The organism is Plantactinospora sp. WMMC1484 (assembly GCF_049315195.1).
GTDB lineage: Bacteria > Actinomycetota > Actinomycetes > Mycobacteriales > Micromonosporaceae > Plantactinospora.
This window is the reverse complement of sequence record NZ_CP186055.1, coordinates 7867028-7881528: the sequence shown is the minus strand read 5'-3', so window position 1 is coordinate 7881528 and position 14501 is coordinate 7867028. Positions and strand designations below refer to the sequence as shown.

General features: G+C 72.3%; 9 protein-coding genes and 2 pseudogenes. 7 read left to right on the top strand and 4 right to left on the bottom strand.

The window, feature by feature from the left end; genetic code table 11:
• Positions 1-58: 58 nt before the first annotated feature.
• Genes ACN28C_RS33750 through ACN28C_RS33740 form a run of 3 tightly spaced genes read right to left on the bottom strand, consistent with a single transcriptional unit; the run spans position 59 to position 3182 of the window.
• Positions 59-1597: a DUF4350 domain-containing protein gene (locus ACN28C_RS33750; RefSeq protein ID WP_422771510.1), complete on the bottom strand. Its 1539-nt coding sequence runs from the start codon at positions 1595-1597 to the stop codon at positions 59-61.
• Positions 1594-2340: a DUF4129 domain-containing protein gene (locus tag ACN28C_RS33745; RefSeq protein WP_422771509.1), complete on the bottom strand. Its 747-nt coding sequence runs from the start codon at positions 2338-2340 to the stop codon at positions 1594-1596. The genes ACN28C_RS33750 and ACN28C_RS33745 overlap by 4 nt, the downstream gene beginning before the upstream one ends.
• A complete protein-coding gene (locus tag ACN28C_RS33740) occupies positions 2337-3182 on the bottom strand; it encodes a hypothetical protein (protein ID WP_422771508.1) in 846 nt (281 codons plus the stop codon). The genes ACN28C_RS33745 and ACN28C_RS33740 overlap by 4 nt, the downstream gene beginning before the upstream one ends.
• Positions 3183-3555: 373 nt before the next feature.
• Between ACN28C_RS33740 and mtrA the strand changes: the two genes are divergently transcribed.
• The 6 genes and pseudogenes from mtrA to ACN28C_RS33710 all read left to right on the top strand — a co-directional run.
• On the top strand, positions 3556-4245 hold the full coding sequence (gene mtrA / locus ACN28C_RS33735; protein ID WP_101369873.1) for an MtrAB system response regulator MtrA: 690 nt from the start codon (positions 3556-3558) through the stop codon (positions 4243-4245).
• 76 nt (positions 4246-4321) lie between these two features.
• On the top strand, positions 4322-6157 hold the full coding sequence (gene mtrB, locus ACN28C_RS33730; protein ID WP_422774903.1) for an MtrAB system histidine kinase MtrB: 1836 nt from the start codon (positions 4322-4324) through the stop codon (positions 6155-6157).
• 77 nt (positions 6158-6234) lie between these two features.
• Positions 6235-8049 (top strand): LpqB family beta-propeller domain-containing protein, encoded by a 1815-nt coding sequence (locus ACN28C_RS33725; RefSeq protein ID WP_422771507.1) that lies wholly within the window; start codon positions 6235-6237, stop codon positions 8047-8049.
• Between the two features lie 10 nt (positions 8050-8059).
• Positions 8060-8803: a ComF family protein gene (locus tag ACN28C_RS33720; RefSeq protein WP_422771506.1), complete on the top strand. Its 744-nt coding sequence runs from the start codon at positions 8060-8062 to the stop codon at positions 8801-8803.
• A 342-nt stretch (positions 8804-9145) separates the two neighbouring features.
• Positions 9146-9535: pseudogene (hpf, locus tag ACN28C_RS33715) on the top strand (ribosome hibernation-promoting factor, HPF/YfiA family); the annotation flags it as partial.
• Positions 9536-9622: 87 nt separating this feature from the next.
• Positions 9623-9817 (top strand): annotated as a pseudogene (locus ACN28C_RS33710) (sigma 54 modulation/S30EA ribosomal C-terminal domain-containing protein); the annotation flags it as partial.
• 199 nt (positions 9818-10016) lie between these two features.
• Here ACN28C_RS33710 and ACN28C_RS33705 read toward each other — a convergent pair.
• A complete protein-coding gene (locus ACN28C_RS33705) occupies positions 10017-11351 on the bottom strand; it encodes a GNAT family N-acetyltransferase (protein WP_422771505.1) in 1335 nt (444 codons plus the stop codon).
• 171 nt (positions 11352-11522) lie between these two features.
• Here ACN28C_RS33705 and secA point away from each other — a divergent pair, with 171 nt between their 5' ends.
• Entirely contained in the window at positions 11523-14381 is a 2859-nt protein-coding gene (secA, locus tag ACN28C_RS33700) for a preprotein translocase subunit SecA (protein WP_422771504.1), read from the top strand.
• Positions 14382-14501: the final 120 nt, after the last annotated feature.

The following is a 14501-nucleotide window of genomic DNA, read 5'->3' as shown; positions in this document are numbered from 1 at the left end:
GCCGGAACCGGGTACGGTGCGGCGGCGTAGCGCGGGTCGGTGGTTCCGGCGGATGTGCTCACCGGGCTTCTCCTTCGCTGTGGCGGTCGTGTCGGGACTGGTCAAGGAGTGACGTGGGTTGGCCGGAAGGGAACGCGGGCCGGTCGGTGCGGGACGTGGGCTGGCCCGCGTGGGACGCGGGCCGGTCGTCGCGGGTGTCGCCGGCCCGGCCGGCCAGCACGTCGAGGGCCCGGGCCAGGTCGAGCAGTTCGCGGTTGGTCTCCGGCGCCGGCCCGTAGAGCAGGTCGTGCACCTCGGCGGCATCCCGTCCGGTACGCGCCGCGACGGCGGCGGCCAGCTCGTCCGGCCGGGCGTCGGCGGGCAGGTTGCCGGCCTGGGCAAGCCGGTGCAGGGCCGCCGCCCGGAGGGTCCGCGCCGCCGGCCCGTACGCCCGGGCACGCTGGTAGAGCCGGGCCCGGCCGTATACGGTCTCGGCGGCCGGCACCGACACCGGCAACGGCTCGGCGACCGGTGGCCCGAGCCGGCGGGCCCGCCAGAGCACGGCAACCAGCAGCGCCAGGGCGAGTTGGACCAGCACGGCCCAGAACCACTGCGGCAGGGCGTCCCAGAGCGGGTTGCGCGGCTTCGGCGGGGCGCCCTGCGGGTCGGGCTTTCGCGGCGGCGGCTCCGCCTGCTCCTCGTACTCGGGGTCGCCGTCACCCTCCTCGGGCTCCTCGCCCTGATATGTCTCGGACCCGTCCGGGCCCGACGTCCACGGGTCCAGGCCACCACCCCGGTAATGCGGCGGAGGCGGCTCCGGCCCGGCCAGGTCGAGCCAGACGACCCGCTCGTGGCCGCCGAGCAGTCCCGTGGCGAGTGCGGCGTTCCCCCACTCGGCCAGGCGGTCGTTCCGGAACGGGTCGCTGGCGCCGATCACGACGATGTCGCCGTCCCGCTGTGCCGTCCTGGCCAGCCCGCCCGAATAGCAGTAGTCGGTGCGGTCGTCCACCTGGGACAGATCGCGGTAGCGCTGCAGCAGTGCTGCGGCCCGGCCGGCCGTCACCGCCTCTCGCAACGGGCAGGGCTCGCCGTCCGCGTCGGCCCCGACCGCCCGGGCGGCCCAGCGCCGGCCGGTGGCGGCCAGCGGTAGATCGGTGGCGTCCAGCACGCGCTGTGGCGGGTCGACCAGCACCACCCGGGTGCCGTCGGCGTGCCCGGCGGGCTCGGTGAGGTACGGCAGGTACAGCGGATGCACCAGCCCCGGTGCCGGGACGAAGAGGGTGGAGCCCTCGGCGTACGCGCGGGGCAGTGCCTCGCGGGTGCTGGTCGTCCGCTCGACGGTGATGCCTGCCGCGCGCAGCCGGTCGGCGAGCTGGCTACCCCCGTCGTCGTCGGAATTGACCGGGGAGAGGAAGCCGGAGTCGGTCGGGTCGGGCTGGTCAACCGCATGGCTGATCACGGTGCCGGCGAGCAGCAGGGCGGCGGCACCGAGCGGGATAGCGATCCGGTGCCAGCGGCGTTGCCGGCGTACCCCTGCCGGGGCGGCCGGCGGCCGGGTGGAGACGGTGTCGGACCGCCCCTCGCCGGTGCGGGCGGCGGCCTCCGGCGCGGGCCTCATCGCCGCACCATCCCCTCGTCACCGGTGCGTCTGCCGTCGGCGGTATGCATGTCGTCGGTGGTGCCTCTGCCGTCGGCGGTATGCATGTCGTCGGTGGTGCCGGTGTCGTCGGTGGTGTGGGTGTCGTCGGTGGTGTGGGTGTCGTCGGTGGTGTGGGTGCCGGTGGCGGCGGGGGGCTCCGCGCCGAGACCCCGGCCCAGCTCGGTGGCGAGCACGCGCATCCGGTCGTCGTGCTCGCGCCGGGCGGGCCGCTCGGCGTACCAGAGGTCGGAGAAGAGCCGGCCGGCCTCGGTGAACGGCGCCTGCACCTCCGGCCGGTCCGGTGCCGCCGCCGCGAGTTCGGTGACGGTCATCCCGGGGCGGTGCTCCAGCACCCCGGTGTCGACGAGTTCCCGGACCATGCCCCGGAACCGCTCGCGGGCCGCCTCGGCGTACCGGCCCTCGGCGGCGAGCCGGTCGGCGAGGGCGGCCAGCGTCGCGGGCGGCACCTCCGGCAGCTCGGGATCGTCCACCGCATCGACCGGTTCCGGCTCGGCGGGCGGGGCCGGCCGGGCCTGCCGCCGCTCGTGTCGCCAGCGGGACAGCCGCCAGCGGGGCGGCCGGCGGGGCACCCAGGCCGGGTAGTGGAACCAGGCGAGTGCGGCCAGCCCGGCGCCGAGCAGCAGAAGCAGCGCGGCGAGGGGGAGGGGAAGGCGGTCGCCGAGGGCCGCCGCCGTCTCGGTCCACCAGCGGCTGAGGCTCACCGTCGATCCGCCGTCGGGGTCAGCGCCGGGCGGCCGGTCTGCCGGGCACGACCGACGGCGATGTCCAGCCCCTCGGTGCGGATCCGGGTCTCCAGACAGGTCACCGCGTCGAGGCAGGCGAGTGCGGGATAGGCGACGCCGTTCACCAGCGTCCAGACGGCCAGGGCGACTGGCAGCTTCCACTCCGGCGCCAACAGCCCGGCCGACTCCAGGCCGGTCACGGCGCCGATCGCCAGCCCGATCCGCAGCAGCCACCAGACGAGGTAGTTGAGTAGCCGTACCGCCGCCGCCCGGCCGCTGTTGCGCAGGGCGAGCGTGGCGGAGCGCCACAGTGCGCGGATCGGTCCGACCCGGTCCAGTACGATCGCCGGCGCCACCGAGCCGAGCAGCGCGAACCCGACCACCCAGAGCGGCATGACCAGGGCCGACACGAACATGACGGCGCCGGCCAGCCCGGCGGCGAGGAACGTTGCCGGAAACCGCGCACCGCCCGGGTGGAGCAGCCGGTGGCCCCGGGGCGCCGGGTCGACCAGGACCGTACCGGCCGCCCGCGCGGTCAGGTTGCCGAGCAGCGCGATGACCACCCCTTCACAGGCGGCGCCGACGGCCAGCAGGAACCAGTACGCGGGCAGCTCGTCCAGGCGCGGGAGATAGGCGGGCGGCATGACCTCGGCGACCAGGCGCAGCGGGTACAGCAGGAGTTGTTCCAGCCCCGCCAGGACCACGGCGACCGGCACCAGCGTCCGGGCGTGGTCGCGGAGCAGCAGCACCGCCGAGTCGACCAGCTCACCGACGGTGAGCGGCCGCAGCGGCAGTACGGCGGTCGGGCCGGCGTCGGGCAAACCTACTCCTGGGACCTCGGGGGTGGCGGGGGAACGCGCCGCAGCAGTCATGGTGACACGCCTTCTCGTCCCTGACGGAACCGCGCGGCCGGTTCCCACGTCACGGTCGGGTCCGCTCCGCCGTCGATCCGCTCCGCCGTCGATCCGGTCCGCCGTCGATCCGGTCCGCCGTCGATCCGGTCCGCCGGCCGCCCGGCTCGGCCCGCCGCATCGGCCCGCCGCATCGGCCGGCGCTGACCAGCGGTGGTCCATCGCTGGTGCGGACCGGTCGGCCGGGGTAAGCTTCTGCGCTTCGTGGCCACGGAGGGTCGCGGTGCGCCGCGCCGGGAGGCGCGGGACGGCGACGTCGCACAGAGGGTGGAATATTAGTGTCATGAGAGCCCGGGTACTGGTCGTCGACGACGATCCCGCGCTGGCCGAGATGCTCGGCATCGTGCTGCGCAGCGAGGGGTTCCTGCCCTCGTTCGTCGCCGACGGAGAACGGGCATTGGCCGCGTTCCGGGAGAACCGGCCCGATATCGTCCTGCTCGATCTCATGCTGCCGGGGATGAGCGGCATCGATGTCGCCCGGGCCATCCGCTCCGAGTCGGGCATCCCGATCGTGATGCTGACCGCCAAGAGCGACACCGTCGACGTCGTGCTCGGGCTCGAGTCGGGCGCGGACGACTACGTGGTCAAGCCGTTCAAGCCCAAGGAGCTGGTCGCCCGGATGCGGGCCCGGCTGCGCCGCGGCGAGGACGCCGCGCCGGAGCTGCTGACCATCGGCCCGCCGGGCAACCAGATCAACATCGACGTGCCGGCGCACACCGTCAGCCGGGACGGCGAAGAGGTCAAGTTGACTCCGCTGGAGTTCGACCTGCTGGTGGCACTGGCCCGCAAGCCGCGCCAGGTCTTCACCCGCGAGGTCCTGCTGGAGCAGGTCTGGGGCTATCGGCACGCCGCCGACACCCGGCTGGTCAACGTGCACGTCCAGCGGCTCCGCGCCAAGATCGAGCCGGACCCGGAGCGACCCGAGGTCATCCTCACGGTGCGGGGAGTCGGTTACAAGGCGGGCACCGGATAGCCTGGGTCGCACTGTGGCCCGCACCCTGACCTCCTCCGCCGACCTCCTCGCCCGCGTCGCCGCGACCGGGCGGCGGCTGCGGCGTGCCGGCTCGGTGCGGGCGGCGACCGCGGCCAACGCCCTGCACCGCACCTGGCGGCGGTCGCTCCAGGTGCGCGTCGTCACCATCACCCTGGTGGCGTCCAGCCTGCTGGTGGGTGGTTTCGCCTATCTGGTCGCCGACAACATCACCGACATCGTGCTGGACAACGCCACCAGCGACGTCAAGAGCCGGCTCGACGACGGTCAGCAGTACGCCGCCGAGCAGCTCAGTAACCACCTGACCGTCTCCGACCAGGGACTGCGGGCGACCCTGGAGAACACGGTCAACTATCTGGCCGGTGGGGATCCGGCCCAGCTCGGCGGCGTGGTGGTGGCGCTGCGGGCCGGCAACTTCCCCGGCGTGCCCCCGGCGACCTCCCCCCAGGTCGACGTCGGCGGGATCCTGACCGCCGGGTTGCAGGACGCGGTCGAGGGCGGCGACATCGCGCACCAGTTCCGCACCGGCGACCTGTTCGACAAGGGCCAGACGAAGTATCTCGTCTACGGCTCACCGGTGCCGACCCAGTTCGGTCAGGTCGAGCTCTACTATCTCGTCCCGCTGACCCGCTGGGACCAGATCGCCGACGCCTCCCGTTCCACCGTGCTGGCCACCGGGTTCGCCCTGGTCGTGCTGCTCGGGCTCCTCTCCGGGCTGGTCACCCGGCTGGTGGTCAACCCGGTACGCGCCGCCGCCCGGACCGCCCAGCGGCTCTCGGCCGGACTGCTCGACCAGCGGATGGTGGTCAACGGCGAGGACGACCTGGCGATGCTCGCCGCGTCGTTCAACCAGATGGCGACGAACCTGCAGCGCCAGATCGTCCGGCTGGAGGAGATGTCCCGGCTGCAACGCCGGTTCACCTCGGACGTCTCGCACGAGCTGCGTACCCCGCTCACCACCGTACGGATGGCGGCCGACCTGATCTACGCGGAGCGCGACGAGTTCGATCCGGCGGTCCGGCGTACTGCCGAGCTGTTGCACGCCGAGCTCGACCGCTTCGAGGATCTGCTCACCGACCTGCTGGAGATCAGCCGGTTCGACGCCGGGTTCGCGATGCTGGACGCCGAGCCCACCGACCTGGTGCCGGTGGTGCATCGGGTGGTCGACCGGCTGGAGTCGCTGGCCAGCCGCTGCGACGTGCCGCTGCGGGTGACCGTGCCGGACAGCCCGGTCATCGCCGAGGTCGACCCGCGCCGGGTGGAGCGGGTGCTGCGCAACCTGATCGGCAACGCCGTGGAGCACGGCGCCGGCAAGCCGGTGGTCGTCGTGCTGGCCGCGGACGAGACCGCAGTGGCGATCACGGTCCGTGACCATGGCGTCGGGCTCAAGCCGGGTGAGGAGAAGTTGGTCTTCAACCGGTTCTGGCGGGCCGACCCGTCCCGGGCGAGGCAGACCGGCGGCACCGGGCTCGGCCTCTCGATCAGCCTGGAGGATGCCCGGCTGCACGGCGGCTGGCTGGAGGCGTGGGGTGCGCCAGGCGAGGGCGCCCAGTTCCGGCTGACTCTGCCGGCCCGGGCCGGTGACCGGTTGACGTCGTCGCCGTTGCGGCTGGTGCCGGCCGACGCCAGCACGGCGGCCGTGGACGGGCTCGGCTGGCCGGCCGCGACCGCGATCGTCGGCGGTCCGCTCCACCGGCCGGGTCACGGCGGCGGCCCGGCCCGGCCCGGCGGTGCGGACCACGGCCGGGCCGGCGACACCGAAGTGCCGACCGGCCGCGCGACCGGCCCGGCCGTCGACGCGACCGTCCCGGAGGAGACCACCGGTCCGGCACCCGGTGGGGTGGCCGGTCCCCGCACCCCGGCCGATGTCGAGCGGAGCGAGGTGGCGGGATGAGCGGGTGGTCCGGCCGGGCGGGGCGAGGAGGCGGTGGGCTACGCCGGTGGTCCGGCCGGCCGGAGCGAGATGGCGGCATGCGGCGGCGGTGGACGGCGTTCGGGTCGGTCGCGCTGCTCCTGGCGGTGCTGGCCGGGTGCGGCATCCCCGACGAGACCGCCGTGCGCATCGACGGTAGGGGACCGGTCGGCGACACCGCTCCCGGGGACCCGACCGGTGGTCAGCCGCCGGGCCGTACCGACAGCGGCAGCGACCAGCGGATGTTCGCACTGAACTTCCTGACCGCCGCCGCGGGTGAGGCGGCCGAGGCGTACAAGCGGGTCAACGAGTACATCGTCTCGACCGAGCGGTTCGTCCCGAAGCCTGACGACGAGGGCGACGTCAACCTCGTACGGGTCGATGCCGACGGGGGTGGGATCGTCATCACTCAGCGTAACGACGGCACCAGCCTGGTGAAGGTCGAGGTCCAGCAGGTCGGAGTGCTCCGGGGCAACGGATCCATCGGCGAGCCGGTCGAGACGGAGCGCGAATACACGTTCACGATCGGCGGGGCGCCGACCGATCCCGGGATGGGTAGCGGGCTCTGGGTGCTCGATCCGCCGTCGGTGCTGTTGATGACCGACCGCGCCCTGAGCACCTACTACCAGGAGAAGACCGTCTACTTCTGGAACTCCGACCGGACCGCGCTCGTGCCGGACCTACGCTACCTGCCGCGTTCGGTGCCGGTGCAGCGGCACGCGACCGCAGTCCTCGACTGGCTGATCGGCGGGCCGTCCGACTGGCTCAGCCCGGTCGCCGTCCGGTTGCCTGAGGGCACCAGCCCGGTGGGGAACGTGCCGGCGCCGAAGGACGGCGGCCGGCTGGAGGTGAACCTCTCGGTCAAGGCCGGTGCCCTGGAGACCGACATCGAACTCCAGAAGCTCTTCACCCAGATCGTCTGGTCGCTGAAGAGCAACCAGCTGCTCGACAACGAGCTCGAACTGAAAATCCAGAATCAGTCCAGGATGATCGAGGTCGCCGAGGAATACCGGCAGCGGCATCCGCTCTACCAGCTCACCGGCGCCCCGGCCGGATACGGCGTCTTCGAGGGCCGCGTCTACCAGTTGGCCAACCCCGGTGATCCGGCGCCGCTGCCGATCCCGGCGGAGGAGAACCACGACGTCGTCACCGCGGGGGCGACCCGGGACGGCGACATCGTCTCGGTGGCGCTGGTCAGCCGGCAGGGGGAGTACTTCCGGCTGCGCACCGGATCCGGTCCACGAGTGGTTAGCGCGCTTCTGACCAGCGAAGACCGCTACCGGAGCATGGGGCGGCCGGTGTGGTTGAAGGGGCCGGGAGAGCGCCGGCCGGCGGGTCTGGTGGTCGCCGACGGCAGGCTCATGACCTTCACCGCCGGCAATCCCGACCTCACCCCGGTCTCCTTCTCCGGCCTCTCCGGGTCGGTGACCGCGGTCGGGGCCTCGGTGGACGGTAACCGGATCGCCTTCGTCGCCGACGGGCGGCTCTACGTCGCCGGTGTGCGGGTCGAGGACGGTGGGCTCAAGGTCGAGCCGGCCCGCCAGTTGCCCACCTCGTTGCACCAGTTGAGCGCGGTCGACTGGAGCGGCGAGAACATGCTCGTACTGGCCGGCCTGGACGACGCCGGCGGCTCGGCGATCCACCGGCTCAACGTCGACGGCGCGCTGGAGTTGCGGCAGGTGACCAACGTCGGCGCCCCGGTCGAGGCGCTGGCAGCCTATCCCGAGGACGCCCAGCCCTTTCCCCTGATGTACGGGGCGAACCAGGTGGCCTTCATGGGCGAGACGGCGATCAACCGGAACCAGGTCGCGCCCGGCGGCGGCACCCAGCCGTCCAGCCCCAACCCGGCGACCGCGGCCTTCTACCTCTACTGAATCCACGACGGTGTCTCGACTGTTCGGCTCGGGAGGAGTGGCGGTGCTGGCGGGGGTCTGGGCCGAACTGACCGACCTGGTGTTGCCGGCCGAGTGCGCGGGTTGTCGCGGCGAGCGGCTGCCGCTGCGCCAGGGCGCCTGCCCCGGCTGTGCCGCCGCGCTCCGGGCACTGCGCCCGACCCCGGTACGCCCCTCCCCGGCACCGCCGGGCCTGCCGCGCTGCGTGGCGCTCGGCAGCTATCAGGGCGCGCTGCGGGAGTCGATCCTGGCCTACAAGGAGCGGGGGCGGCACGGCCTCGCCCGCCCGCTGGGCAGGCTGCTCGCCGAGGTGGTGGCGGAGGCCGCCGGAGAGCGCCGGCCGGTGCTGTTGGTGCCCGTGCCGGCGACCGCCCGGGCGGCACGGGCCCGGCACGGGGACCATCTGCGCCGGTTGACCCGGCACGCCGCCGCCCGGCTGCGGGCCGCCGGCTGGCCGGTCGCGGTGGCGCATCCGCTGCGGGCGCTGCCCCGGCCTGACTCCGCGACGCTGGACAGCACCGGCCGGGCGGCGGCGGCGAGGGACGCGTTCCGGCTTCGGACCGGGCGGTCGGGCAGGGTCCGGCGCGGTGCGGCCGGTCGGGCGGTGGTGCTGTTGGACGACATCGTCACCACCGGGGTCACCCTGGCCGCCGTGGCCCGGCGACTGGAGACCGCCGGCATCCCGGTGTACGCGGCGGCGGTGCTCGCCGCCACCGTACGCCGATCTCGTGCCTGACCCGGCCTTCCGGGGCCGGAGGCATGCCCCGGGTTCGGCTCCCGGCTTCGGCCGGGGCGGACCGTAGGTGGAAAAGTATTCACTCTCTGTGTCGTGGCATACACCCCATCGTGCACTTCCTGCAAACCTTCTCGAATTGGTCTTGATGATCGGGGTGACGCGCGAGTCGATTGGGGTTAGCGTCTTATTCACCGGGGGTATGACGGGTGTTCCAAGCCCCGCGAGCGACACCTGGAGGGAGGCAACGCCGTTGTTCCGGATCCGGTCCAGCCGATTCTCAGGGGCGGGCTGACCGGGGATTTTCGTTTCCGCAGACTCTCCGATGGCGCAGGGAGGTCACGCATGGATCTCGTGGTCAAAGGCCGAAACGTCGAGGTGCCGGATCATTACCGGGTGCACGTAGCCGAGAAGCTCGCCAAGATCGAGCGCTACGACCACAAGCTTATTCGGATCGACGTGGAACTCTTTCACGAACGCAATCCGCGACAGTCCGATCACTGCCAGCGAATAGAGATTACCTGCATCTCCCGAGGACCCGTGGTCCGCGCGGAGGCGTGCGCGAAGGACTTCTACAGCGCCCTCGACGCCGCGATCTCGAAGCTCGACACCAGACTGCGCAGGGCCGCCGACCGGCGCCGGGTGCACCGCGGCCGGCACGCTCCGCTCTCCGTCGCCGCCGCCACGGCCGGGCTGCCGGTGGTGGACGCCGCCGGTCCGGCGCTGGCCACCCTCACCGCCCCCGCCCCGGCGCAGTCGAACGGTCGCGGCCGGTCGAACGGCCACGAGCCGTCGGCCCCGGAGCCCGAGTTCGACGAGTACGACGACGCGCAGCCCTGGCACATCGCCCGAGAGAAGCTGCATCCTGCCGCGCCGATGACGGTCGACGACGCACTGTTCCAGATGGAACTCGTCGGCCACGACTTCTATCTCTTCCTGGACAAGGAGTCCGGCCGCCCCAGCGTCGTCTACCGGCGCAAGGGCTACGACTACGGCATCATCGCCCTGGCCGCCTGACCGCTGCGCTGCCCCGCCGGCCCGGTCTGCCCCGGGCCGGCGGGAGCCGTCCCCCGAATTCCTACCGGGAACGGTCCGGGCGCACAGGCCGCCCGCCGGTCAGCCGGCGCCGTCATGCTGCCGCTCAGCCGGCGTCGGCGTCCTGCCGGTCAGCCGGCGTCGGCGTCCTGCCGGTCAGCCGATGTCGGCGTCCTGCCGCTCAGCCGATGTCGGCGCGCCGGTCCGGCCCCGTGGCGGGTCCGGGGTCGTCGTCGGCGGCGGGTCCGGGACCGCTGTCCGCGGCGAGTCCGAGATCGCCGGGAAGCAGGGCGCCGATCCAGGCATCCACCCGGGCTCCCCGGTGGTTGAGGGCGTGCCGGGCGGTCCCCTCGAAGGTGAAGCCCGCCTTCTCGACGGCCCGGCGTGAGGCGGTGTTGCCCACGTTGGCCCGCCACTCGATCCTGACCAGGTTCAGCGCGGTGAAGCCCCAGGCGGAGACGGCGACGACCGCCGCCGGGCAGTATCCGCGGCCGCGCGCCTGCGGAGCGACCATGAAGCCGAGGTCGCCGACGAGGGGATCTGCCGCCGAGATGCGGAGTTCCATGATCCCGGCGTACCGGTCGGATCCGTCGGCGATCACGAACACCGCGCCGGTGCCCCGGCGCCAGACCGCCGGGGCGTACTCGTGCCCGAAGAACTCTGCGTCCGACCGCTGGTACGGGTCCGGCACCGTGGTCCAGCGGACGCTCTCCGGGTCACGGCACGCCTGCACGATCGGGTCCAGGTCCGGCTCGTGCAGCTGCCGGAGTCGGAGCTCCGTACCGTCGGGGGCCCGGGCGAACAGCACGGGCTGCGGCGCGGCGAAGAGGGTGGCGCGGCGGGCCTGGAGCGAGCCGCTGCCGGCGGGACCGCCCTCCGGACGCCCACCGCCGGACCGATCCCGCTCGGCACTCAGGTCGGCCGCGAGCAGCGAGCCCACCCAGCCGTCCCGGGCGCCACCGGCACGCGGATCGGCGAGCCGCAGCTCTCCGGCGACCTGGAAACCCGCCCGCAGCGCGACCAGCCGGGACAGGTGGTTGCCGATCTCGGCCTGCCAGACGATCCGGTACAGCCCCAGCTCGTCGAACCCCCAGCGGCAGAGCGCCCGGCCGGCCCGGACCGCCACCCCGCGCCCCCGGGCCCACGGCGCGGTCCAGTAGCCGATCTCCGCCGACCGGAGCACCGGATCTATGGTGACCAGCCCGCAGGAGCCGAGCAGGTCGCCGGTGGCCGCGTCGCAGACCGCGAACGGCGCCCCGGAGCCGGCCGACCAGGCCTGAGGTGCCAGCCTGGTCACGAAGTCGACCGCGTCCTCCCGCCGGTAGGGGCTGGGCACCCTGGTCCAGCGCTGGATCTCCGGATCCTGGCATGCCCGGTGTACGTCCTGGGCGTCCTCGGCCCGCCACTGCCGCAGCAGCAGCCCCGCCTCGACGATCTCGGTCGCCGCCGGTGACGACGACCCGGCTGCGGCTCGACCGAGCGGTCCGGCGAGGCCGGGGCGGCTGTTCCGGTTCATCGGGCCATCGTCCCGGACGGTTCGCGCTGGGCGTAACCGGATTTACCGGTCCACAAGCCTGGTATCAGCCGGAAAGTCCGGTTTGGCGAATGGGACGGGCGCCGCGACTGACGGTAGGGCCGATGATGCGCCTACGATGGTTCGGCAGACTGTCTAGGGGAGCGTTGATCCGTGTCGATTCTGGAAAAGGTCCTCCGCGCGGGCGAGGGGCGCATGGTGCGCCGGCTCAAGGTGATCGCCAACGCCGTCAACTCGATCGAGGACGACTACATCAACCTCACCGACGCCGAGCTCCGGGCGCTCACCGAGCAGTACCGGGAGCGGCTGGCCGAGGGCGAGAGCCTCGACGACCTGCTTCCCGAGGCATTCGCCACGGTACGTGAGGCGGCGTCGCGGGTGCTCGGCCAGCGCCACTACGACGTGCAGATCATGGGCGGCGCGGCGCTGCACTTCGGCAACATCGCCGAGATGAAGACCGGTGAGGGCAAGACCCTCACCTCGGTGCTGCCGGCCTACCTCAACGCACTCTCGGGCGAGGGTGTGCACATCGTCACGGTGAACGACTACCTCGCCGAGCGGGACGCCGCATGGATGGGGCGGGTGCACGAGTTCCTCGGCCTCACCGTCGGGGTCATCCTGCCCAACCGGCCGGCCGCCGAGCACCGGGCCGCCTACCAGGCGGACATCACGTACGGCACCAACAACGAGTTCGGCTTCGACTACCTGCGGGACAACATGTCCTGGAGCAAGGACGACCTGGTCCAGCGGGGCCACAACTTCGCGATTGTCGACGAGGTCGACTCGATCCTGATCGACGAGGCCCGGACCCCGCTGATCATCTCCGGTCCGGCCGAGCACTCGGCGCGCTGGTACAGCGAGTTCGCCGGGGTGGTGGCCCGGCTCCAGTCCGGCAAGGACGGCGAGGGCGACTACGAGGTCGACTACGCCAAGCGGACCATCGCGGTTACCGAGCGCGGTGTCGCCAAGGTCGAGGACCGGCTCGGCATCGACAACCTCTACGAGTCGGTGAATACCCCGCTTGTCGGTTACCTGAACAACGCGATCAAGGCGAAGGAGCTCTACAAGCGCGACAAGGACTACATCGTCAGCGAGGGCGAGGTCCTGATCGTCGACGAGTTCACCGGCCGGATCCTGCACGGTCGCCGATACAACGAGGGCATGCACCAGGCGATCGAGGCCAAGGAAGGCGTGGAGATCAAGCAGGAGAACCAGACCCTCGCCACGATCACCCTGCAGAACTACTTTCGGCTCTACAACAAGCTCTCCGGTATGACCGGTACCGCCCAGACCGAGGCCGGCGAGTTCAACAAGGTCTACAAGGTCGGCGTCGTGACGATTCCGACGCACCGCCCGATGGTTCGGGTCGACCGGCCCGACGTGATCTACAAGACCGAGCGGGCCAAGTTCAACGCGGTCATCGAGGACATCGCCGAGCGGCACGCGCTCGGCCAGCCGGTGCTGGTCGGTACGGTGTCGGTGGAGAACTCGGAGGTCCTCTCCCAGCTCCTGCGTCGCCGGGGCATCCCGCACGCCGTCCTCAACGCCAAGTTCCACGCCAAGGAAGCGGAGATCATCGCCCAGGCGGGGCGTAAGGGCGGGGTGACGGTGGCGACCAACATGGCGGGTCGAGGCACCGACATCCTGCTCGGCGGCAACCCGGAATACCTGGCCAACACCGAGCTGCGACAGCGCGGGTTGGATCCGGTGGAGCACGCCGACGACTACGCCAAGGCGCTCGAGGAGATTCTCCCGCGCTGGAAGGATGCCTGTGACGCCGAGGCGGAGGAGGTCTCCTCGGTCGGTGGCCTCTACGTGCTGGGCACCGAGCGGCACGAGTCCCGGCGGATCGACAACCAGCTGCGCGGCCGGTCCGGCCGGCAGGGCGACCCCGGCGAGTCGCGCTTCTACCTCTCCCTCCAGGACGAGCTGATGAAGCGGTTCCGGGCCGGGGCCGTCGAGGCCGTGATGGAGCGCTTCAACATCCCCGAGGACGTCCCCATCGAATCCAAGATGGTGACCCGGCAGATCAAGAGCGCCCAGGCCCAGATCGAGGGCCAGAACGCCGAGATCCGCAAGAACGTCCTCAAGTACGACGAGGTGATGAACAAGCAGCGCCAGGTGGTCTACGCCGAGCGCAAGCGGGTGCTCGACGGCGAGGACCTGAACGACCAGGTCAAGCACATGATCGACGACGTGGTCACGGCGTACGTCACCGGGGCGACCGCCGACGGCTACGCCGAGGACTGGGATCTCGACCAGCTCTGGTCCAGCCTCAAGCAGCTCTACCCGATCGGCGTCACCGTCGACGACATCGTGGAGGAGTCCGGCGGCGAACGGAACACCCTCGACCCCGACTTCCTGCTGGAGCAGCTCAAGCAGGACGCCTTCGCCGCGTACCAGCGGCGTGAGGAGGAGCTCGGCAGCGAGGCGATGCGCCAGCTGGAACGGATGGTGCTGCTCCAGGTCATCGACCGCAAGTGGCGCGAGCACCTCTACGAGATGGACTACCTGCAGGAGGGCATCAGCCTGCGCGCGTACGCCCAGCGTGACCCGGTGGTCGAATACCAGCGCGAGGGCTTCGACATGTTCGCCACCATGATGGACGGGATCAAGGAGGAGACGGTCGGCTTCCTCTACAACCTGGAGGTCCAGGTCGAGGAGGCGAAGCCCGCGCCGGTCGAGTCCGGCCCGGCGCCGATGCCGGTGCCGACGGAGCCGCCGGTCGAGATCCGCGCCAAGGGACTGGGCCGGGCGCCCCGGACCCAGGGCCTGCACTACTCGGCGCCCACCATCGACGGCGGCGCGCCGGCGACCGGTGGCGTGGCCCTGGAGCAGCCGCAGGCCCAGGCCCCGGCCCTCGGGGTCGGCGGCCCGCCGCCGCCTTCGGCCTCGCGGCGGCCCGCCACGGGCCAGGCGGCCGGAAGCAACGCCCCGTCCCGGAACGCCCCGTGCCCCTGCGGCTCGGGCCGGAAGTACAAGCGCTGTCACGGGGCGCCCGGAGCTGCCTGACGTTCCGGTTCCGCCGGGCTGAACCCGCGACGCACGTCCCGCTCCGAGCGTCGCCGCCGAACGCGCGTCGCTGTCCGAACGCCGCCGCCCCCGGTCGCCCACTTCGGCGACCGGGGGCAG

Coding starts and splice junctions, on each gene's coding strand:
- ACN28C_RS33750 (WP_422771510.1), bottom strand. CDS start 1,597: ATGAGGCCCGCGCCGGAGGCCGCCGCCCGCACCGGCGAGGGGCGGTCC.
- mtrA (WP_101369873.1), top strand. CDS start 3,556: ATGAGAGCCCGGGTACTGGTCGTCGACGACGATCCCGCGCTGGCCGAG.
- ACN28C_RS33725 (WP_422771507.1), top strand. CDS start 6,235: ATGCGGCGGCGGTGGACGGCGTTCGGGTCGGTCGCGCTGCTCCTGGCG.
- ACN28C_RS33705 (WP_422771505.1), bottom strand. CDS start 11,351: ATGAACCGGAACAGCCGCCCCGGCCTCGCCGGACCGCTCGGTCGAGCC.